23 protein-coding genes are annotated in these 20,752 nt (G+C 40.2%); 1 reads left to right on the top strand and 22 read right to left on the bottom strand.

Translation table 11 applies throughout. The features are described from left to right. Positions 1 to 9: 9 nt before the first annotated feature. The 5 genes from NH462_RS14790 to NH462_RS14770 form a co-directional block, all read right to left on the bottom strand. Positions 10 to 501, bottom strand: a complete 492-nt coding sequence (locus NH462_RS14790; protein WP_010376909.1) for a VOC family protein — start codon at positions 499 to 501, stop codon at positions 10 to 12. Positions 502 to 634: 133 nt separating this feature from the next. Beyond that, positions 635 to 2,302: a hypothetical protein gene (locus NH462_RS14785; RefSeq protein ID WP_010376908.1), complete on the bottom strand. Its 1,668-nt coding sequence runs from the start codon at positions 2,300 to 2,302 to the stop codon at positions 635 to 637. A 54-nt stretch (positions 2,303 to 2,356) separates the two neighbouring features. Continuing rightward, a complete protein-coding gene (locus NH462_RS14780; RefSeq protein WP_248694205.1) occupies positions 2,357 to 3,724 on the bottom strand; it encodes a TolC family protein in 1,368 nt (455 codons plus the stop codon). A 101-nt stretch (positions 3,725 to 3,825) separates the two neighbouring features. Then, positions 3,826 to 4,587 carry an alpha/beta fold hydrolase gene (locus tag NH462_RS14775; protein ID WP_010376904.1) on the bottom strand — a complete coding sequence of 254 codons (762 nt, stop codon included), beginning with the start codon at positions 4,585 to 4,587 and terminating at the stop codon, positions 3,826 to 3,828. A 30-nt stretch (positions 4,588 to 4,617) separates the two neighbouring features. After that, positions 4,618 to 4,854, bottom strand: a complete 237-nt coding sequence (locus tag NH462_RS14770) for a hypothetical protein (RefSeq protein ID WP_010376902.1) — start codon at positions 4,852 to 4,854, stop codon at positions 4,618 to 4,620. A 714-nt stretch (positions 4,855 to 5,568) separates the two neighbouring features. On the opposite strand from NH462_RS14770, the gene NH462_RS14765 reads away from it, so the two are divergent. Further along, complete coding sequence (locus tag NH462_RS14765) at positions 5,569 to 6,648, top strand: hypothetical protein (protein ID WP_253106345.1); 1,080 nt, start codon at positions 5,569 to 5,571, stop codon at positions 6,646 to 6,648. 46 nt (positions 6,649 to 6,694) lie between these two features. On the opposite strand, the gene NH462_RS14760 is transcribed toward NH462_RS14765, so the two are convergent. The 17 genes from NH462_RS14760 to NH462_RS14680 all read right to left on the bottom strand — a co-directional run bounded on the left by NH462_RS14760 (position 6,695) and on the right by NH462_RS14680 (position 20,520). Next, on the bottom strand, positions 6,695 to 7,804 hold the full coding sequence (locus tag NH462_RS14760) for an FtsX-like permease family protein (protein WP_253106342.1): 1,110 nt from the start codon (positions 7,802 to 7,804) through the stop codon (positions 6,695 to 6,697). A gap of 40 nt (positions 7,805 to 7,844) precedes the next feature. After that, positions 7,845 to 8,609 (bottom strand): ABC transporter ATP-binding protein, encoded by a 765-nt coding sequence (locus tag NH462_RS14755; protein ID WP_010376898.1) that lies wholly within the window; start codon positions 8,607 to 8,609, stop codon positions 7,845 to 7,847. Positions 8,610 to 8,658: 49 nt separating this feature from the next. Beyond that, positions 8,659 to 9,228 carry a hypothetical protein gene (locus tag NH462_RS14750; protein ID WP_253106340.1) on the bottom strand — a complete coding sequence of 190 codons (570 nt, stop codon included), beginning with the start codon at positions 9,226 to 9,228 and terminating at the stop codon, positions 8,659 to 8,661. A 90-nt stretch (positions 9,229 to 9,318) separates the two neighbouring features. Continuing rightward, on the bottom strand, positions 9,319 to 9,501 hold the full coding sequence (locus NH462_RS14745; RefSeq protein WP_010376894.1) for a hypothetical protein: 183 nt from the start codon (positions 9,499 to 9,501) through the stop codon (positions 9,319 to 9,321). A 64-nt stretch (positions 9,502 to 9,565) separates the two neighbouring features. Next, the gene (locus tag NH462_RS14740) at positions 9,566 to 9,748 is read right to left on the bottom strand and encodes a hypothetical protein (RefSeq protein ID WP_253106338.1); all 183 of its coding nucleotides are present in this window, start codon (positions 9,746 to 9,748) and stop codon (positions 9,566 to 9,568) included. 64 nt (positions 9,749 to 9,812) lie between these two features. Next, positions 9,813 to 9,995: a hypothetical protein gene (locus NH462_RS14735; RefSeq protein ID WP_010376892.1), complete on the bottom strand. Its 183-nt coding sequence runs from the start codon at positions 9,993 to 9,995 to the stop codon at positions 9,813 to 9,815. Between the two features lie 64 nt (positions 9,996 to 10,059). After that, a complete protein-coding gene (locus tag NH462_RS14730) occupies positions 10,060 to 10,242 on the bottom strand; it encodes a hypothetical protein (protein ID WP_010376892.1) in 183 nt (60 codons plus the stop codon). A gap of 920 nt (positions 10,243 to 11,162) precedes the next feature. Next, positions 11,163 to 13,289, bottom strand: a complete 2,127-nt coding sequence (locus NH462_RS14725; protein WP_253106336.1) for a winged helix-turn-helix domain-containing protein — start codon at positions 13,287 to 13,289, stop codon at positions 11,163 to 11,165. A 304-nt stretch (positions 13,290 to 13,593) separates the two neighbouring features. Further along, complete coding sequence (locus NH462_RS14720) at positions 13,594 to 14,010, bottom strand: F0F1 ATP synthase subunit epsilon (protein ID WP_010376888.1); 417 nt, start codon at positions 14,008 to 14,010, stop codon at positions 13,594 to 13,596. 13 nt (positions 14,011 to 14,023) lie between these two features. Continuing rightward, complete coding sequence (gene atpD, locus NH462_RS14715) at positions 14,024 to 15,409, bottom strand: F0F1 ATP synthase subunit beta (protein WP_017218546.1); 1,386 nt, start codon at positions 15,407 to 15,409, stop codon at positions 14,024 to 14,026. 32 nt (positions 15,410 to 15,441) lie between these two features. Next, the gene (gene atpG, locus NH462_RS14710) at positions 15,442 to 16,302 is read right to left on the bottom strand and encodes a F0F1 ATP synthase subunit gamma (RefSeq protein WP_017218545.1); all 861 of its coding nucleotides are present in this window, start codon (positions 16,300 to 16,302) and stop codon (positions 15,442 to 15,444) included. Between the two features lie 52 nt (positions 16,303 to 16,354). Beyond that, a complete protein-coding gene (gene atpA, locus NH462_RS14705; protein ID WP_010376884.1) occupies positions 16,355 to 17,896 on the bottom strand; it encodes a F0F1 ATP synthase subunit alpha in 1,542 nt (513 codons plus the stop codon). Positions 17,897 to 17,910: 14 nt separating this feature from the next. Next, complete coding sequence (atpH, locus tag NH462_RS14700) at positions 17,911 to 18,444, bottom strand: F0F1 ATP synthase subunit delta (RefSeq protein ID WP_010604141.1); 534 nt, start codon at positions 18,442 to 18,444, stop codon at positions 17,911 to 17,913. Positions 18,445 to 18,460: 16 nt separating this feature from the next. After that, the gene (gene atpF / locus NH462_RS14695; protein ID WP_010604142.1) at positions 18,461 to 18,931 is read right to left on the bottom strand and encodes a F0F1 ATP synthase subunit B; all 471 of its coding nucleotides are present in this window, start codon (positions 18,929 to 18,931) and stop codon (positions 18,461 to 18,463) included. A gap of 42 nt (positions 18,932 to 18,973) precedes the next feature. After that, positions 18,974 to 19,207, bottom strand: coding sequence for a F0F1 ATP synthase subunit C (atpE, locus tag NH462_RS14690; RefSeq protein WP_010604143.1), 234 nt, complete (start codon positions 19,205 to 19,207; stop codon positions 18,974 to 18,976). A 59-nt stretch (positions 19,208 to 19,266) separates the two neighbouring features. Continuing rightward, entirely contained in the window at positions 19,267 to 20,124 is an 858-nt protein-coding gene (gene atpB, locus NH462_RS14685; protein WP_010604144.1) for a F0F1 ATP synthase subunit A, read from the bottom strand. 15 nt (positions 20,125 to 20,139) lie between these two features. Then, the gene (locus tag NH462_RS14680) at positions 20,140 to 20,520 is read right to left on the bottom strand and encodes an ATP synthase subunit I (RefSeq protein ID WP_010604145.1); all 381 of its coding nucleotides are present in this window, start codon (positions 20,518 to 20,520) and stop codon (positions 20,140 to 20,142) included. Positions 20,521 to 20,752: the final 232 nt, after the last annotated feature.

Below are 20,752 nucleotides of genomic sequence, written 5' to 3'. Positions count from 1 at the left end.
GACAACCTCTTAATACGCCCCGGCGCGCTCTAACTGTTCAAATAAGTTCTGAATACTGGTTTTTTCAAATTGTGACGTTTGCTGTTTCTTCTCGATAAATTCAAACATAGTTCCAGAGTTCTTATCTCTTAGTGTAAAGATCTGTTTTAGTTGGTCGCCAAAGATAACATCGGTAGAAAATGCCAGCCCGGCATCAAGCAGGCGATATCGAGTTTCTTCCAGATTTTCCACTTCGATAGCAACATGTTGCACACCTGGGCCGTATTCATTCACAAAGCGTGATACCTGTGAGGCCTCACTAGTTCCTTGCACTAAGACTATATTGAAACCGTTGCCACACAGCTCAGCAGCTAACATGCCAGAAAACTTACCTTCTACTTCGCGACGTTTTAGCAATTCGAAACCGAGTATCCCACAATAGAAGTCAACGGCTTGATCTAGGTCTCGGACTGCGATAGCAAGATGATCAATACGAGTCGTATGGTCTAATATGTATTTCATTGTTATTTTCCTTTTTCACACATACCGGCGTATAACTAGCTGCCAGTTAAACTAACGTGAGTTTTGATTTTCTTTGTTGAGTATCTTGCTGAAGTGGTAGATCACTTTAACAAGGGTTAATGTTATTTGTTGCCTAGTGGTGGTTATCCCCTAAGCGCTTCCAGCGGTATACCCAGTTAAAATGCACTGGTTCCTCACCCGTTGTGAAAGGTTCTCCCCAAGCAGTTGCGTTATAGGTTGAAACAAGCTCACTGTTGTCGCTGTGTAAGAAGGTAAACTTTCGGATATGGCCAAATTTTAGTTCGTTCTCGCTCGTGCCAATTCGTGACATATGATCCAAACAGCTATCTAGCTCAGTCACTACAGCGCCATCTTTCTTATCACATTCAAAGCTAACCACATCACCTTCATTGGTAATAACCCAGAATCCACTAAAGCTAATTGGTCCGGCTTTAATATCAATTTCACCGTTATCTTTAAAATCAACATCAACGAGTGACAAGCCGTCTGTATTTTCTAGCTTAAAGCGTCCCGGCACCAATGAACTCGGCTCGACATAGCTGCTTGTCAAAAAATCATGACCATATGCTTCATTTTTCTCATTGTAAAAAATTACACTCGACCCACCGAGTACAGAACCAGTAAAGCCCATACTCCACACTGCTCCAGAGTCTAACTTAACCTCCATTTCTTCATCATTCTTATGATTCCAAGTAAAAGGTTGCTCATTATTCAGCGTCATACCACTTGGATCCGTAAAAGCAATTACTCCTGTGTTATCGCTATTAAAGATCACCTCACTTCCCGCACCATCCGCTGAGTGCGCAAAACCAGCAGGTAGCTTCGAGTAATAAGTTTGACCAAAGTTAATGTCAATATCATCTCGAAGTGAAACCGCTTCTGTAAACAACATAGTGTGGCGTTGCCCTGTAATAAATTCGGATAAATCGACCTGAGCTTCTGTTAAATCAGTAGGTAGGTTCAACTCGCGCTGCACAAGGTAATCAATAATATAACCAGCGTTAACCCCTTTTCTCAATTTCACATCACTAATGGTGGTTTTCACATCTAACAATCTGTCCGACTCTCCGGGAATTTTGAACCACTGAGCTTGAGTGATAGTATCTTGATCCATTACTTGTAAAGAAAGTACGTGCCCTTCGGTTGAGAGGTCGCCAATAAACTTACCGTAGCGATGGCTCGATTGCGCACTAATTGGTAAGGTCACGATAATTTGATTTTCACTCAATGTTGTAATTAAAGGGTTATCAAAATTTCCTGATTGTTTAAAAAAGAGTTTGTTCCCTAATGCAGCCAAATCACCGAAGACTGTTCTAATCAGGGAAGTTTTAACCACTTCATCAACAACACCATCCAAATCATTATCTGACTTTATTTCCCATTGCGCAGCGCCAAGCAGCTCTCCCGTTAGCGCAATTGATTTGCGCGCCGTTGTAGTACAGTACTCCAAAGGTACAATGGTACAACTACCATCTATAATGTTAATAGTAATGATACCACTGTCGTCTAAGCTCCAATGAAACTTTTGACTATAGCCTTCAGACACATACATACCAGTTTTTAGCTGTGATTGTTGAACCAGTTGATTTGGAAATACACGGTTATAGTGACTCCCATGAAACTCTATTTTGAGATTCTCACTCTCCCATGCCCCAACAAGATCTAGTTCATTTTGCAAGCTGATTTCTTTTTTCTGTTGCGCGACTTGCTGCTCATCATAGTGCTCATCTGAGCAACCTAATAATGTTGCCAGCGCACACGTTAGCCAGATGTATTTCATTGTAGCGATTCTCCTAGTTATTTACTGCAAAGTTGCAGCTTATTTATTCCGTGATTACTTGATATTGCTTTTATGTGCGATCTCACCGCCGAATAAATTGCTAAAGTAACTAACTTCCTCAATAGTTAATTCACCAACAAGCTCCTTCAAAGCGACAAATCGTGCCATATAGTCATATTTATCTTGAATTAAACTTAAGTTTTCTGATAACAGCTTTGCTCGGTTATCTAACACTCGCGAGAACGGCCCAACTCCAGTAAAGTACTCATCTTCAGCACTTTTCAAAGCAAGTTCAGCAGCTTTAACAGCTTCACCATTTGCCATAATTGAACTATGCATAGCATTTAACGTACTAAAGCTTGCAATTATTTGCTGCTTCACTTCATGACCCTTAAGCTGCTTTAAGTAACGTCTTTGCTCAACTGACAATTTCGCAGCCTCACTCGCAGAACTTGTTGCACCTCCACTATAAAGTGGCATTTCTAGATAAACACCTGCGTTCCAGCCACGTCTCTCAAGTGAATCTGTAGCTTTATAGTTATACGTATTGTCATCATCATTGTCAGTGTAGCTCAGACGCCCCGTTACCGTCGGTAAATGCTTTGACTGTTGCGCTTTCAACTTTCGAGCTGCGACACTTTGATCCAACACAGCTAACTTATAATCAAGGTTTTTCTCGTACTTATTTTGTAAAGAAGCTAATTTTTGTTGAGGCTGATGTAAAACGGGCACTTCAGCTGTTAGCACTTGTATGGCACTTACTTCAGTTTGGGTTAATAGTGACAATTTCTCAAAGGCAATACTTAAGTCATTCTGTGCCAGTGCTTCCTGCGCTTTAACTTTTAACTGTTGAGATTCAGACTCTTTCACTTCGCTGATCTTAACCAGTCCAAAAGCATATCGACTGTTTATAATGTTATTCTGATCCGCGTAAGCACCTAACGTTTCCTGAATAAACAATAGCTTTTCTCGTGCTTTTACAACTTCAAAATAAGCAACCAAATAATCATTTGTGTAGTTAGATACGGCTTTTTGGAACCGAACTTTTGCTTGTATCGTATTGAGCTTACTTGCTTCGAAGTTATGATACGTAGATAGATCGAATAATAACTGGTCGACACTTAGCTCTACTTGTCGACTATCCGTTGTCGATTTTTGCTCTGCTTGATAACGTAGCAAATTATCACTTGAAGACCAACTCTCTTGATCTGTGTATCTTACATTAGCTGTTAGTTTTAAATTAGGTAGAAACTGCGCAAAAGATTGCTTTTCCCCCTCGATCCCCGCAAGGTAAGCTGATTGTTCAGCATTCACAGCTAAATTTTTTTCAGCTCCTTTTTGATAGAGATCGAGCAACAAATCTGCATGTGCCTCACTACACAAAGAAAAAGCAGTACATAGACATATTATTTTAAGTTTCAACGAAACCTCCAAAAACACCTTACATCTCACGAGTGAGACATTATTTTGAATTCAAAATGATGGTTAACTACTCAGTAATAGCCTGATTGGCTACATTGGAATTAACACACAGCCTCAACTTTTCGAGAGATAAAGGTTTCCTCGAAAAATGTATTTAGCTTATCGATAACTTGCGTTGAGTGAGTATCGATAAAAAAGTGCCCCCCTTCAAAAGCATGACAATCAAACTCAAGGAATAAATCGGCCCACATTTCAATTTCTTTCGTTGATACCGCATCCTTTTTCCCATAAAACACTGTAACCGCAGAGGGAACCGTGGTTTTGCCTTGATATGAGTACTGCCCAGCTACTTTAAAATCGGCACGAAGCATGGGTAAATATAGTTCCATAAGTTCACGATGCTCCAATATTTCCTTGGGTGTACCATTCATTTTCTCTAGCTCCAACATAAACTCTGGATCTGCATATTCATAAACTCTATCTTTGAAACACTGTCGCTGAGGACCTGCACTACCTGATGCAAAAAAATGTTGTGGCGCTCTCAACCCAAGCGCTAATGCTCTTCGTGCAACTTCGAAACCGATACGACTCCCCAAACTATGACCAAAAATCACATAATCATTAGATAACAGATGGCTAATGTTTGGAACAAGCCCATCAATCAACTCATCCATATTGTCTATTGGAGCCTTATCAAAGTGCGCTCCTCTTCCTGGTAGTTGAATAATATGCACTTCAACATGATCCGGCAATAATTTGGGCCAGGAACTAAACGAACCAGCGCTTCCTCCTGCGTAAGGAAAACATATTAGTTTAACAGTAGCCTTGGGTCTTGGACTTGGTGTTACATACCACTTATTCATCTATATACTCCCTAGAAACACCTTAAGCATTTAATTAAGTTGCTGACTCAATTGCTCTAAATCCATCTCCAGTTGAAGGCTCACAGCTTGAGATTGTAAAAAGACGCCATCTAAACCATCAACTTTGCCGCGAGAATAACCTTGCTCATATGCCCATTTAATAAGTTGTAATTCTTTGCTTGATAACGATTTCGCAATTGGCATGCTGCGCCCCTTAGTTTTGTTGTAGAGTTTTACGTATTGTTTTTCTTCTGCTTTATCGAACATTTCAGCTACACCTCTGCTTCATTACACAAATATAGTGAAGCTGTTAATTGAAATGCCTCACCGTTTCGACAACACAAACATTACAGCTAATTCAGCACTTTTGGTAATTATGAAATGTTATTAAATCTCGTCGAAGAAAAAACATAAGATTTTGAATATTATAGATATTTTTTGTTTTCTAAGAATCTAATGAAATAATAATTGCTGTAAAAGTGCTAGCTTTTGTACTAAAAACCTGTCCAAAGCCACGAATAGCGCGACTTTACGCTGAACTATGATAATTTATTCAATATTAGGCGTATTTATAAGCACCAAAAAATAGTGAGTAGTCATAGTTCAAAAAACCAAAAGAAATAAAAACATATCAATAAAATTCAAACACTTAGACTTAATACTTATTGGGAAAGCAATTCTTATCACAAGCACCCAAGCAAAATATCTAGCCAATTTTTGCTTTCAATTTTCAAAAAAAAATAATAATGGAAACTAAAAAAAGATGCTTTACACCAGTGAATAAATTTAGGTAGTAGCCTAACTAAATCGGCTTTGCTACAATGAATCAAAATATTGGAGTCCTCATTCTTAGGTCCAAAGCAGATACGTAATACGCAATGCATACCAAGCTTGGTCTTGCAGTTGTCTTTTATGCGCTCAGTCTATCGCTACCAGGCCTGTTGTATTCCACTTTTAATTACTTAATTGAGCATAATTTCAATGTCTGAAAAACTAGAACAACTTATTTTATCCAACGTGAACAATAAAGAGCTGTTTCACTCAGAGACATACGAATATCAATCGTTATTTCTCAGTTCAATCACCCCTGATGCGTCAAATGCTAGATTTCTGCCATGTATTTTTTTGGAGGATGAACACGCCAAACAGTTTGTGACACGTAATATATCTAAAAATCAACTAAGTAAGATATATCAAGCTGAAGATCATGTCTTGATAGGAAAATCCTGCATCATTAACTGCCTAAAATATGGTAGTCCAGAATGGAAGAAAGCGAACTCAACTATAGAATCAATTGTAGAGTTAGGTGAAAACATCGCAGTATCAGAAATGATCCAGGCGCCCACTGTATATCCAGTAGCAGACGGCAGATACCAAATTCTAACAGGCCACCGGCGATTCTTTGCTCTTGTTTTCGCATATGGTTTTGGCCATGTTGCACAATTTAAAGTCTACGAGAGGAAACCCCTACTAGCCAAGGTAAAACAGTTTCAAGAAAATGCCAGCCGAGAAGATCTGCCTCAATATGGGAAGCTTCAGGCATTTCTATCTGCGATGATGGAAATAGATACACTTGATCAAGCACGGCTGAAAGTAGGTGAAAAGAAGCTAACAGTAAGAGACAAAGCTAAAAACTTGGGTATCTCGATGGGTGCTTTTGATAATTACAATGTTCTTACAAGATACCCTGAAGTTATCAATGCTTACGAAAAAGGCTTATCTCACTCTTTCGTCAGTACAAAGAAAACCGTACTAAGCATCGAAAATGATTACAAAGAAAAACACCAAAAAACCCAATTAAATCTCACAGATAGAAAGAATATCGGTGAAGTAATAAAACAAAAGCTCACGGGGCAGAAACCGAGTTCAACCAAACCAAAAGCGTTCAACATTAAAGGAATTTCTTCTCCAGATGTGCTTAAAGCCCTATTGTTCACTGATGTTTCGACACTAGATACCCAGATAGATTGGGAACAATTGAACTGGCAAGACAGCCAAAGTGTCAATGATGCCATCACGCAATTAATTAAGTGTATAAATTCACGAGAGATAAAAGAGTAAGTAATACGCCCAGTGAAGTAAGGCTTGATAAGGATTGTACGAGCCTTCAAAACTCTCGCTTTTGGTAGTAACCATAGCAACAAAAGGCAACAATACAGAGCCAAGCTAATGCAATGAAGCTTAGTATTGCAAAAATACTAAAGAGTAACCAGCGACCATAATGTAGATCCAGCCCGAATAGTAATGTTATCAGTAACCAGCATATAATTAGGAAGTATATTCCCCAACGGGGATGGCAAGTTTTAAAAAAGTTTCTTACTGTCAAGTTTACAATTTTTTGGCACGAAGCCCCAGCCAACTTATGTGCAGCTACCTCAACCTTTTTATGAGCGATTAAGCTTAGTAACATATTCAAAATAGAAGCATAAGCTATCACCATTAACAATAATATACTCTGCTTTATTAAGTGCTCAAAAGTCTTTAGTTGGACATCTTTAGCTATATATTCCCAACCGTAGACCATTATTACCGCTATGCAACTCACGGTCACACTTTGTATTAGAAATACAATGTTAGCTATGCGGTTTTGCAGCACGGGATATGAATACTTGGTAGCAAGTACACGAGAGTAATCAACAGACGCAGCAAGGATAGCTGGATAAGTGTTAGATATAAAAACAACTGAAAACATGATAAATAGTAAACAACATATCGTTGAAACGGAGTAAGTTTGAATGGTCAGACCTAATGTAAAGACGCTAAAGTACAAAGCAAAGCATTCAATGAACACCAAAGAAACTAAACCAGCAAGAAATGTGAAAGGCACGCTCTCAAGTAAAAGCAAGCTAATGAAATCTACTTGACTCGCTCCCAAGATTTTTCGGATGGTCATTTCTCTAGCTCTTGACTTAACGTACACCAAATTTGTACAGAGAGAGTTTAACAATATAACTATCAATACTACACCACTGAAGCCTACGCCTAATAGTTGAAATATAAAAACTTCTGTAGACTGAGTAATCAAAATTGAAAGTGTAATTACTGTAAAGCCCATAACGAGACATACGAAGTTAAATATAAAATAGCCAATCGTAAACGGCTTGAAGATACGTGAGGTGATCGATGCACTTTCCAACTTACTGCTTCCTATTGCCATGCTTAAGTTAAGGCATAATTCTTTGCTTTCCTGAGCATTGACAACGGTTCCTTGTGCCATGAAAAATGTGTTTATCGAAGAACGAAACACAAACTACGTGTTATGCGACTCCTGGTAATGTATTTACATTATTGATATCTAACATAACTTGGCCATCGAGCAATCGTATTTTCCGACTAGCAAAATCACTTTCACTTTCAGAATGAGTGACCATGATAATAGTTGCACCTGCACGATTGCATGCTTGCAACATCTGCAAAATTTCTGTGCTATTGTTAGAATCTAAATTCCCTGTGGGCTCATCGGCTAAGATCACTTTAGGTTCAGTAACTAGTGCCCTTGCAATCGCAACCCTTTGTTGTTGTCCACCGGATAACTGGGTAGGTAAATGCCCAGCTCGATGGTTCATACCAACACGCTTTAGTACTGCTTCAACTTTTTCTTTTCTTAGTGCAACAGGAGTGTTTTGATAAAGTAGCGGCAGTTCTACATTTTCATATACGCTTAACTCGTCAATCAAATTGAAACTCTGGAAAATAAAACCAACAGAACCTCTTCTTAATTCAGCTAACTGCCTTTCATTGTATTCAATGATATTATGGCCAAAGAAGCGTATCTTCCCAGAAGTTGGTTTATCAAGCATCCCCAAAATAGACAATAGGGTTGATTTGCCGCATCCAGATGGCCCCATTATGGCTAGAAACTCTCCTTGATTGATGTGTAAGCTCACCTCGTGTAGCGCCGTTGTTTCAAGCAATCCAGATTGAAACTTCCGACCTAAATTCTCAAGTTCAATCGTCACTTTTTTGCCTCCATTTTGTCGTTTCAAATTGTAAGCGATGTGCTCATAACAATGTAAAAACATGGTTGACACCTACTGCACCTAACAAGTAACTTTATAGATTACTGTAAATTCACTTACGTTCCGCAATATTGATTCCACGAGATTTTATGCAATCCGCTTTATCAAAATAAAAATTAACTTCTTGCTGAGGATCGAGCCCAAGCAACTGGCTATTATAAGAGGGCAGTTCAAATGTCGTGAGCAAATGCTCTCCTGTAAACTTAGTCACAGTGAGTTCAACTTCTTCATTATTCAAGCAAAGCCAAAATGATCCATCAATCTGTGTTTGATCATACTGTGCCATATGAAGATCGACGACTGCCAATACTTTAGAACTAGAGATAATTGAAACCAAAGATCCTACTTTTACCTCTTTATTCAATTCATCATTCCCCATGATAAATTTTACAAACCCATCTTCTTGCGCTCTCACATCCTTAGTTTGCGCTCCATGACCTGATTGATATTTTAATAATGTTTGCCCCTCTTCCACACGCTCTCCTGGCTTCACAGGAAACTCAACAACTAAAGCGTCTTCTTGAAAGTAATAAAATACCTCCGCTGGTTTTGTGACTTGAATATTCCCTATCAAATGTGATGCTGTAAGCATCAATAGCGGTGCCAAACTAATGGAACTCAATACGTTCTCCTTGATGTTAAGATAAAATAGTGACTTACTTTTCCTACCTGTTCAGGTTCCAGTTCCTTTGTGTTGCTGAATAACTGATGGTTAACCTGTTGTGTAGCTTGTAAAATCATGTGTAATTGCTTCATTCGTGCCTTCTTCAGCACCGTTATTTTCCTGAGGTGGATAAAGTTCAGCCCCACCTGCAATCTTACGGGTGTGAAGAAGTTCAATACCTTTGGCATTTGAAAGCTTTTTTAGTTGTTTCTTTTTTAGTGTTAGCAACATGATGTTATTCCTGCGTTTTATTTCGTTATTATGTTTTTATACTTTTTATTCTGTTGCTCGATTATCAGCCTGTTGTGTAGCTTGTATAATCATGGGTAATTGCTTCATTCGTGCCTTCTTCAGCACCGTTATTTTCCTGAGGTGGATAAAGTTCAGCCCCACCTGCAATCTTACGGGTGTGAAGAAGTTCAATACCTTTGGCATTTGAAAGCTTTTTTAGTTGTTTCTTTTTTAGTGTTAGCAACATGATGTTATTCCTGCGTTTTATTTCGTTATTATGTTTTTATACTTTTTATTCTGTTGCTCGATTATCAGCCTGTTGTGTAGCTTGTATAATCATGGGTAATTGCTTCATTCGTGCCTTCTTCAGCACCGTTATTTTCCTGGGGTGGATAAAGTTCAGCCCCGCCTGCAATCTTACGAGTGTGAAGAAGTTCAATACCTTTGGTATTTGAAAGCTTTTTTAGTTGTTTCTTTTTTAGTGTTAGCAACATGATGTTATTCCTGCGTTTTATTTTGTTATTATGTTTTTATACTTTTTATTCTGTTGCTCGATTATCAGCCTGTTGTGTAGCTTGTATAATCATGGGTAATAGCTTCATTCGTGCCTTCTTCAGCACCGTTATTTTCCTGGGGTGGATAAAGTTCAGCCCCGCCTGCAATCTTACGAGTGTGAAGAAGTTCAATACCTTTGGTATTTGAAAGCTTTTTAAGTTGTTTCTTTTTTAGTGTTAACAGCATCGTCATTTTCCTTAGCTTCTTGTTGTATTTATTTTTTAGTTTTTATGTTTACACCTGTAATGACTGAATCATCTGGGTGCCTAATTACAATAGCTAAGAGGCATGAAAATTAGTAATTATCAAAGCTTATTTTTGACATAAGATTCCTCTGTAATACTTTGAATTTAAAGGTTTTAAAAAACATTCGGAACAGATATCATACTGGTAATGTTTAAAACCGCGGTTAATTGATAAAATGACCTAAAAGTGGAGCCAAAACCTATAAAAATTGCTGCCTATTTAGCTATTTGATCTGAAGTCCAGCAGATTAGTTAGCTCCGCTCATTGTAAATGTGGAAGTAGACTGAGCTTTGGTGACGGATTCCTCACATGCTAACGATGTTAAAGCCGTTTCTAATCGCTCGTCATTAAGTACAAAAATTCGCCATTCCGACAAGAAGTAAATACTTCCTTTCAGAGAAAGTAGAAGAGAGCGTGAAGTTATTTACAACTGATGGGCTTAACGGAGAAAAGTATAGGTTTAACTGAAGCTATATATATTATGCTTATGGTATTAGGTAACCTGAGCTTCAGATATTAATACCTTTCAAGCGACCAGTTTCAGTGCTAATTGCGTTGAATTCACTCCCAATAATAGCCAGAGATTGGTGCGTAGATTCGCCTTATCTATGAGAGAGTAGGTAGTAGAATGGTGACAGAGCTCGAGCGTGGATATATCCCCAACACTCTCTGGCTATCCAAAGAAGTTTTTAAAACAATGGGTTAGTTAACCCCTTATCCAAACTTCAGCTTTATTAGGCTACAACCGATAAAAGTTCTAGAGGGCTAAATTTTATTAATGGCAACATCCCGCATACTATGCACATAAAGGTATTTTACTGAATTGCCAATACCCGCTTAATTAATCAAGATTATTGCCACTAGTGCTCTGCAGGCTCTTCATATTTAAGTTGAAATAAGTGGTTATTGATCGGTTTAATTACGTCAACGAGCAGCTTCCCTTCATGAAACTCTATTCCTTTAATCGTGCCTTGGCTTGGCAAGGTAAATATCAATTTGGTACTTTGTTTGGACTGGTAATCGATTTGGTAAATATTGTATCCATCTGTGTGATATATCATATTCCCCGCAACGGTTAATTTGTGTTTACTAAATGCCTTTGATAGCGGGATTTTAGCAATTGACTCACCAAGATTACGATCAAAAACTTCCACTTTGTCTTTAGTTGATAAAGAAACATATAGATCTTTGCTAATAGATGATAACCATAAAGCATCTTGAACGGGCAATGTCGAAACGAGGTCGCTTGCCTTTGAGTAAATAAACGCTTTATTTTTTGACTTATTCTCCGTTACATACGCAATATCACCATTATGTAAAAATTCCGCCGATATAACTCTCCCTGAAGTTTGAATACTTTCTTCTAACTTCCAACTTTGAGTATTATAGACTTCTAGGCGATCTTGAAACTTCAACAATATTTCATCAAAGCCTTTTCGAGTTTCCACATCAAATGGCTCTTCGACAGAAAGGCGGCTCGCAACAACTGCGCCTTCAAGATCCAACTCAAACAATGTTGACTTACCATTCTCCACAGCAACAGCGAAATATCCATTTTCTTTCGGTGAAGAAGATCTGTGGTAGGCTATTTCTTTTTTCAGCTCCGTAAAAGTTAAGCTTTCAATATCAAGTTCGTTTAATTGGTGTAAATATGGATAACCCACCACAAGCATATTTTTCCAGTCAATAGATTGATAGCTGGAGTAGCGACTTTCCCCTAAAACTTGGATCGTATTAACCAGCTGTTTCGAGGTCAAAGAGTATTCATAAATCTTCTTTTCAAAAGGCTGCATCCAAATTAATGTATTTCTGGAACTATCATAATTTGCAGACCAAATTCGGCTCTTTGATTCATACAGCTTTACAAGGTTTCCACCTTCGGCGCCTGTCATATACAATTCAGAGTACCCTAATTGACGACGTTCAAAAAATACGCTATCGAGTGCCTCAGAGTAATGTAAAAAATGGTCACCATGTGAATTGATATTTGGAGAAGTTATTTGAAATTCTTCGCCGGTGAGTAAATTTCGGTTTACCAATGCCGATAGCTCGTCCCTATTTCGATAGTTGCTTTTTGTGTAAATAAATGAGTTTTCTCCAACACCTGTACCGAATGTAATACGCAATTCGCAATCAAATAACGGACTATTACTTGAACTAAAATCTCGACTTATTCTCCATACTTTACAACTTTTATTGGCAACATCGATTACTCGATAAAACAAGGAAGAGCTATCTGATGCCCATCCCATTGGAAAGTAATGAAACTTCGCTTCTCCAACGCGCTGCTCTTTACCATCTCTTAAATCTTTAACAACCAAGTAACTTTTATCTTGTCCTTCAGGAATAAAAGAAAACGCTGCATAATTTTTATCTGGAGATAAAAGTAAAATATTGTACTGACCATCCATCCAGGATAAAGCCTGTTCTTCATAGTGCTTATTGTTAAACTCAGGTATGGCCTGTTGCTTATTCTCTTCTGATGCTGAATAAAAATATCCGAACCCCACAAGGCAGATCAAGACAAAACTAAAAATCGATGCGAAAGCAAACTTTGAGTTTTTAGGCTTAAGCGGATCAGTTTCTATAACTAATGGAACTTCGGTCTTAGTAGCTGATGCCTCATAAACATCACTTTCTTCATGATAAATAACAATGGGCTCAACAAAGAAGCTGTAACCCTTACGATAGTGAGTTTTAACTATAGTTCCTTTTTGCCTATCTGACTTGAGTACTTTACGAAGCTCAGACATTGCTCTGTTAATAGCATTATCGTCAACGTAATTCTGTCTCCAAACATCATCAATTAAATCCTGCCGAGTGATGATCTGATCGCAGTTAATTGCCAAGTAACAAAGGATGTTGAATAAAAGAGGTTCTAATTCACGCTCGACTTCCCCATCGGATATGCATTGACGTCGCGGATCTAGTGTCCACTCGCCAAACTTCACTTCTTTTACCTTTCTGGGAAAATTTACTTCATTCATGATGAGCGCAATGTAATTATTATTAATTCCTTAATTTTATATAATGACACATTGAAAACAACTACTTATTACAAACAGATAAAAAAAGAACAAAAAAAACATCAACTTTACAAATTGGACAAATAACAACCAAGTACTTTAATACCAAAATACAAAATAAAACCAATAAAAAAGAACTAGAAATAGAACCATTAGTAAACAAAACAAACGATAATTTAAATTTAAGTTAATTTCATAGGTTTACAGTGAAGTATAAAAAAACCCACGCGATGCGTGGGTTTTTGATAACCAGATAGGTGGTTGCTTATTTGCGCAGCTGGCGAATAACGCGTAGTTGAGCAAGGGCTTCTTCTAGTTGTACTGCAGCTTGTTGGTAATCCAACTCACCAGTAGTACCAGAAGCCATTTGCGCTTGCGCTTCACGTTTAGCTTCTTCAGCAGCTTGCTCATCAAGCTCTTCCGCACGAATAGCAACGTCCGCTAGAACAGTTACTGTTTGTGGTTGAACTTCAAGCGTACCGCCTGCAACGTAGATAACTTCTTCTGAGCTATCTGCTTTAACCAAACGTACCATACCAGGTTTTAGGCCAGTCAGTAGTGGCGCGTGACCTGGATGAATACCAAGCTCACCTTCACTACCTGTCACTTGGATAGTAGTCACAGCGCCAGAGAACAAGCTCTGCTCTGCACTTACTACATCAAGGTGTACTGTCATTGCCATAACAACCTCCTAATTACATGTTTTTAGCTTTATCGATCGCTTCGTCGATTGAGCCAACCATGTAGAATGCCTGCTCAGGCATATCATCGTAATCACCGTTTAGGATGCCCTTAAAGCCAGAGATTGTGTCTTTAAGAGATACGTATTTACCAGGTGCACCTGTAAATACCTCAGCAACGAAGAATGGCTGAGATAGGAAACGCTGGATCTTACGTGCACGAGATACAACTTGCTTATCTTCGTCAGATAGCTCGTCCATACCTAGAATTGCGATGATGTCTTTCAGCTCTTTATAACGCTGAAGAACTGTCTGAACGCCACGTGCTGTGTCGTAGTGCTCTTGACCGATAACTTGTGGGTCAAGCTGACGTGAAGTTGAATCTAGAGGGTCTACCGCAGGGTAGATACCTAGAGACGCGATATCACGAGAAAGTACTACTGTCGCATCTAAGTGAGCAAACGTTGTTGCTGGAGATGGGTCAGTCAAGTCATCCGCAGGTACGTATACCGCTTGGATTGAAGTGATTGAACCTGTCTTAGTTGATGCGATACGCTCCTGTAGAACACCCATTTCTTCAGCTAGTGTAGGCTGGTAACCTACTGCTGAAGGCATACGACCTAGAAGTGCTGATACTTCAGTACCTGCTAGTGTATAACGGTAGATGTTATCTACGAAGAATAGTACGTCACGACCTTCGTCACGGAACTTCTCAGCCATTGTTAGACCAGTTAGTGCAACACGTAGACGGTTACCCGGTGGCTCGTTCATCTGACCATATACTAGAGATACTTTGTCTAGTACGTTTGAGTCGTTCATCTCATGGTAGAAGTCATTACCCTCACGAGTACGCTCACCAACACCTGCGAATACTGAGTAACCACTGTGCTCGATTGCGATGTTACGGATAAGTTCCATCATGTTTACGGTTTTACCTACACCCGCACCACCGAATAGACCAACTTTACCACCTTTAGCGAATGGACATACAAGGTCGATAACCTTGATACCAGTCTCTAGAAGTTCAACAGAGTTGCTCTGATCTTCGTATGATGGTGCTGCACGGTGAATAGACCAACGCTCTTCTTCACCGATAGGACCCGCTTCGTCAATCGCGTCACCAAGTACGTTCATGATACGACCTAGTGTTGCTGTACCAACTGGAACCTTGATTGGCTCAGCTGTACCTTGTACTGGAGTACCACGACGTAGACCGTCAGTACTACCTAGTGCGATACCACGTACCACACCGCCACCTAGCTGCTGTTGCACTTCTAGTGTCAAACCAGCTAAGTCGCCTTCTGTAACTTTTAGTGCGTCATATACGGCTGGCACGTTGTCTTGTGGAAACTCGATGTCCACAACGGCGCCGATAATTTGGACGACCTTACCTAAACTCATGTCTATTCCTCTTATTAAACTTTGCCGAAGCGTTACACGGCAGCCGAACCGCTCACAATCTCACTGATTTCTTGTGTGATTGCGGCTTGACGTGCCTTGTTGTATACCAGCTGTAGCTCATCAATCAGGCCACCTGCGTTATCAGTTGCGGCTTTCATCGCAACCATACGGGCAGCTTGCTCAGAGGCAGCATTCTCAACTACGCCTTGGTAAACCTGAGACTCAATAAAGCGCACAATTAGTGTCTCTAAAATCGCCTCTGGGCTTGGCTCATATAAGTAATCCCAAGCGTGAGCTGATACTTCTTCTTCAGCTTTTGGCAAAGGTAATAACTGATCGATAACAGGCTCTTGTTTCATTGTGTTGACAAACTTGTTGTACACAACGAATAAGCGGTCAATTTTGCCTTCTTCGTATGCATCTAGCATTACTTTTACAGGACCAATTACGTCCTGTATTGAAGGTGTATCTCCCAGCCCTGCCTTTTTGGCTTCAAGCGAACCACCAAAACGTTTAAAGAAACCAGCAGCTTTGCTACCTAGTGTTGCGAACGACGCCTCAACACCCTTTTCTTTCCACGCTTTCACGTCTTTCGCTACACGCTTAAACTCGTTTGAGTTTAAGCCACCACAAAGACCACGGTCTGTAGAGATAACGATATAACCAACTCGTTTCACATCACGTTCTTCTAGGAACGGGTGATGGAAATCAAGATTAGCCTGAGCAACACGACCGATCACTTTGCGTAAGTTTTCAGCGTATGGACGACTAGACGCTACGCGTTCTTGTGCCTTCTTCATTTTAGAAGCGGCAACCATCTCCATTGCGCTGGTGATCTTTTGAGTATTCTTGATACTCCCGATCTTGCTTTTTATCTCTTTTCCGCTGGCCATGACTCTCTCTCCGAATCTCGGTGAGTAGTTACCTACTCACCTTAATAACACATTACCAAGTTTGCGTAGACTTGAACTTCTCAAGAAGCTCTTTAAGCTGCGCTTCGATCTCGGCGTTGTAGTTACCAGTTTCATTGATTTGAGCCATTAGCTCTGCGTACTCGCTCTTAGCAAATGCGATTAGGCTTGCTTCGAAATCAAGGATTTTGTTGATTTCGATATCTTTTAGGAAGCCTTTCTCTACTGCAAATAGCGATAATGACATATCAGCAACAGACATCGGTGCGTACTGTTTCTGCTTCATTAGCTCTGTTACACGCTCACCGTGTTCAAGCTGTGCACGTGTTGCATCATCAAGGTCAGAAGCGAACTGAGAGAACGCCGCTAGTTCACGGTACTGAGCTAGCGCTAGACGGATACCACCACCTAGTTTCTTAACAATCTTAGTTTGAGCTGCACCACCTACACGAGATACCGAGATACCAGCGTTAACCGCTGGACGGATACCTGCGTTGAACAAGTCAGTTTCTAAGAAGATCTGACCGTCAGTGATTGAGATAACGTTGGTAGGTACGAATGCAGAAACGTCACCACCTTGAGTTTCAATGATTGGCAATGCCGTCAATGAACCTGTTTTACCTTTCACTTCACCATTTGTGAACTTCTCAACGTAGTCAGCGTTTACACGAGACGCACGCTCTAGAAGACGTGAGTGAAGATAGAAAACGTCACCAGGGTATGCTTCACGGCCTGGTGGACGCTTAAGTAGTAGTGAGATTTGACGGTAAGCAACAGCTTGCTTAGACAAATCATCATATACGATTAGTGCATCTTCACCGCGGTCACGGAAGTATTCACCCATAGTACAACCAGAGAACGGCGCTAGGAATTGTAGCGCTGCAGATTCTGATGCAGAAGCAACTACTACGATAGTGTTTGCAAGCGCACCGTGCTCTTCTAGTTTACGTACTACGTTAGCAATTGTTGACGCTTTTTGACCAACCGCTACGTACACACACTTAACGCCTGTGTCTTTTTGGTTGATGATAGCATCGATTGCTAGTGCTGTTTTACCAGTCTGACGGTCACCGATCACAAGCTCACGCTGACCACGACCAACTGGGATCATCGCATCGATAGACTTATAACCAGTTTGTACTGGCTCATCTACTGATTGACGCTCGATTACGCCAGGTGCGATTTTTTCAACTGGTTCAAAACCATCGTTATCAACAGCGCCTTTACCGTCGATTGGCTCACCTAGCGTGTTAACAACACGACCTAGTAGACCACGGCCTACTGGTACTTCAAGGATACGACCAGTTGATTTAACTTTTACGCCTTCTTTAAGGTCAGCGTATGGACCCATTACTACAGCACCTACTGAGTCACGCTCAAGGTTTAGTGCGATAGCATAACGGTTGCCAGGAAGCTCGATCATCTCACCCTGCATACAGTCAGCAAGACCGTGGATACGGATGATACCGTCGGTAACAGATACGATAGTACCTTCGTTACGCGCTTCACTTACAACTTCAAACTGCTCAATGCGTTGCTTGATCAGTGCAGAAATTTCTGTGGAATTAAGTTGCATGCTCTTTTTCCCAATTACGATTGTAGCGACGTCGCAAGACGATCTAACTTGCCGCGAACAGAACCGTCGATTACGGTGTCACCGGCTTTAATCACTAGGCCACTTACAATGGCTTCGTCGATGCTACAATTCAGCTTAACTTTGCGTGCGAAACGTTTCTCAAGTGCCGCGACCAATTTTGCTTGCGTATCATCTGCAAGCACTGTTGCTGAAACCACATCTACTTCGATTTCTTTGTCATAGTCTGCTTTTAATTCTGCAAACAATTCTGCAACAGCTGGGATGGCGGCTAAACGCTCATTTTCGGCCATCAGCTTGATAAGATTTTGACCTTGTTCGTTGAGTTGCTCAGCACATAACTTGATAATGATTTCAGACTGCTGTGATTCAGTAGCGATGCTACCAAGTAGCGCCTGAACCTGTTCGTCGCTGGTAACTTGACCAGCGAAGAACAGCATTTCATTCCAAGCTTCAACTGTGCCTTTTTCAACGGCAAGTTCAAAAGCTGCTTTAGCGTATGGGCGAGCGATAGTAGTCAATTCAGACATGCTCATACCCTCCTACTTAAAGCTCAGCGACAAGTTTTTCAACGATGTCACTGTGTGTGGCTTGATTGATTTCACGCTCTAAAATCTTCTCAGCACCTGCGATAGAAAGAGCAGCGACTTGTGAACGCAGCTCTTCTTTCACACGGTTGCGCTCAGACTCAATTTCAGAGTGTCCCTGAGCAATGATTTTTTCACGCTCTTGCTGACCACGAGTAGTCTCTTCGTCAACAATTAGCGCAGCACGCTTCTTAGCTTGTTCGATGATTTCAGCCGCTTGTGCTTTCGCTTCTTTCAACTGTTCAGCACCTTGTGCACGTACGCGCCCAAGTTCTTTCTCAGCTTCATCAGATGCCGCTAAACCATCTTCAATTTTCTTCTGGCGAGCTTCAATTGCATCATTTAGCGGTGGCCATACATATTTCATACAGAAAAGTACGAATACCGTAAACGCAATTAATTCACCGATTAGAGTGAGGTTAATATCCACAACCACTCCTCCTTAAAATAGTAAACTGTTCAAAAATTAGAATTAAAGTACGAACAGGATTACCATTGCGATACCAACACCGATCATTGCTACAGCATCGATTAGACCAGCAAGGATGAACATTTTAACCTGTAGTGAAGGCGCAAGCTCAGGTTGACGAGCACAAGCTTCAAGGAATTTACCACCCATGTTACCGAAACCGATAGCTGTACCGATTGCACCAAAGCCGATTAGTAGAGCAACAGCGATAAACTTAAGGCCTAATACTAGTTCCATTTTTTTCTCCAAAGTTTCAATTGTAAATTAAAGTTAAAGTTAATTTTTTAAAAAATCTGTTAGTGGTTGTCTGAGCTTGCCATGCTTAGGTATACGATTGTCAGCATCATAAATACGAACGCTTGCAATACGATGACCAAAATATGGAATACCGCCCAAATAAAGTGCAGTGGTAACTGCATTAAACCAATCGTACCGATCAAGATGAAAATCAATTCACCCGCGTATAAGTTACCGAACAAACGCAGTGCCAATGAGAATGGCTTTGCAACAAGAGCAATGGTTTCAAGTAACAAGTTACACGGAATCAAGAACAACATACCAATCTTGTTCTTAGTACTAAACGGATGAAGTGTTAGCTCAGCAATAAAGCCACCGATACCTTTGATTTTGATTGAATAACCGATCATCAAAATAAACACACCGATAGCTAGCGCTGCGGTCATGTTCACGTCAGTGGTTGGTACAATTTTCATGTACACATCGTGTGAATCCATACCAAACGCTTGCTCACCAACAAAGCCGGCAAAAGCAGGTAAGAAATCAACAGGAATTAAGTCCATTAAGTTCATTAAGAACACCCAAACAAAGATAGTTAGGGCTAAAGGAGCGATCAGTGCGCTTTTGCCATGATACGTATCACGTACGTTGTTACCAACGAATTCAACGATCATCTCAATAAAGCACTGGAACTTACCAGGAACGCCTATAGTGGATTTTTTAGCGGCACTTCGGAAGATCCATAAGAAAATAAGACCTAAACCGATTGACCATGCGAGGGTATCTATATTCCATGCCCAGAAACCACTGTCCGCACATGCTTTATTGAAGGCAAGACCGGCATCGGTCGAGCACATCTTGGCATTGGTCAAGTGGTGCTGAATATGGCTCGATATAGTAACTTCTTCTGCAGCCATGTTTTATCCCAAAAGTTAATGATTAAAAAAAATCAGGACCAACCATTGTGTCAGCATCACGAGCATATACGCGCCAAAGAAAGGCAGCATCATTACTGAAAAATGCTTAAAAATCAGTGCAAAGAGCACAACAGTTAGCAAAAATTTTAATCCATTTCCTCGTTTTATCGAGGAATATACTTGATTTGCTTTGCTTGCACCCATAAATCGAAAGGCGTAAGCAGCAAATACAAAATTAGGGAGTACCAACACAGCGCCGCCAGCTAATGCTGAAACTCCGGCTTGTACTCCCCAACCTATAAAAACGATTACTGCAGCGACTAATGCTACGATACCCTGAATCAAAACACCTTGTAATGCGGCTCGCCTGTATGGGCGGGCTAACGAATGAGTCACTTTATATTAACCTTAATGACGTTAAATTTTATCAGGGTATGAAAACTGGCGAAATTATACTTGTTTCTGCTTAATTTGCAACTTGACGAGGCGAAATGTGACGTTTTTTGGACGCCAAATAGGTCAAAATTTGTTAGGGAGGAAGGCTTAAATTAAAGCCTGTACACGAGTGGCTATTTTTCCATCAAAGTTCTTAGTATTCTCGCAATATTGCAGCATATCGGTGAGGAAA

Origin of the sequence: Pseudoalteromonas sp. OANN1, assembly GCF_024124685.1 — a bacterium.
Lineage (GTDB): Bacteria > Pseudomonadota > Gammaproteobacteria > Enterobacterales > Alteromonadaceae > Pseudoalteromonas > Pseudoalteromonas piscicida.
Note: the sequence above shows the minus strand (reverse complement) of the source record. Positions and strands in the feature narration are given on the sequence as shown.

Excerpts from the sequence above, each read along its gene's own strand:
- NH462_RS14790 (WP_010376909.1), bottom strand. The coding sequence starts at position 501 with ATGAAATACATATTAGACCATACGACTCGTATTGATCATCTTGCTATC.
- NH462_RS14785 (WP_010376908.1), bottom strand. The coding sequence starts at position 2,302 with ATGAAATACATCTGGCTAACGTGTGCGCTGGCAACATTATTAGGTTGC.
- NH462_RS14775 (WP_010376904.1), bottom strand. The coding sequence starts at position 4,587 with ATGAATAAGTGGTATGTAACACCAAGTCCAAGACCCAAGGCTACTGTT.
- NH462_RS14770 (WP_010376902.1), bottom strand. The coding sequence starts at position 4,854 with ATGTTCGATAAAGCAGAAGAAAAACAATACGTAAAACTCTACAACAAA.
- NH462_RS14765 (WP_253106345.1), top strand. The coding sequence starts at position 5,569 with ATGTCTGAAAAACTAGAACAACTTATTTTATCCAACGTGAACAATAAA.
- NH462_RS14760 (WP_253106342.1), bottom strand. The coding sequence starts at position 7,804 with ATGGCACAAGGAACCGTTGTCAATGCTCAGGAAAGCAAAGAATTATGC.
- NH462_RS14755 (WP_010376898.1), bottom strand. The coding sequence starts at position 8,609 with ATGTTTTTACATTGTTATGAGCACATCGCTTACAATTTGAAACGACAA.
- NH462_RS14745 (WP_010376894.1), bottom strand. The coding sequence starts at position 9,501 with ATGTTGCTAACACTAAAAAAGAAACAACTAAAAAAGCTTTCAAATGCC.
- NH462_RS14740 (WP_253106338.1), bottom strand. The coding sequence starts at position 9,748 with ATGTTGCTAACACTAAAAAAGAAACAACTAAAAAAGCTTTCAAATGCC.
- NH462_RS14735 (WP_010376892.1), bottom strand. The coding sequence starts at position 9,995 with ATGTTGCTAACACTAAAAAAGAAACAACTAAAAAAGCTTTCAAATACC.
- NH462_RS14730 (WP_010376892.1), bottom strand. The coding sequence starts at position 10,242 with ATGCTGTTAACACTAAAAAAGAAACAACTTAAAAAGCTTTCAAATACC.
- NH462_RS14725 (WP_253106336.1), bottom strand. The coding sequence starts at position 13,289 with ATGAATGAAGTAAATTTTCCCAGAAAGGTAAAAGAAGTGAAGTTTGGC.
- NH462_RS14720 (WP_010376888.1), bottom strand. The coding sequence starts at position 14,010 with ATGGCAATGACAGTACACCTTGATGTAGTAAGTGCAGAGCAGAGCTTG.
- atpD (WP_017218546.1), bottom strand. The coding sequence starts at position 15,409 with ATGAGTTTAGGTAAGGTCGTCCAAATTATCGGCGCCGTTGTGGACATC.
- atpG (WP_017218545.1), bottom strand. The coding sequence starts at position 16,302 with ATGGCCAGCGGAAAAGAGATAAAAAGCAAGATCGGGAGTATCAAGAAT.
- atpA (WP_010376884.1), bottom strand. The coding sequence starts at position 17,896 with ATGCAACTTAATTCCACAGAAATTTCTGCACTGATCAAGCAACGCATT.
- atpH (WP_010604141.1), bottom strand. The coding sequence starts at position 18,444 with ATGTCTGAATTGACTACTATCGCTCGCCCATACGCTAAAGCAGCTTTT.
- atpE (WP_010604143.1), bottom strand. The coding sequence starts at position 19,207 with ATGGAACTAGTATTAGGCCTTAAGTTTATCGCTGTTGCTCTACTAATC.
- atpB (WP_010604144.1), bottom strand. The coding sequence starts at position 20,124 with ATGGCTGCAGAAGAAGTTACTATATCGAGCCATATTCAGCACCACTTG.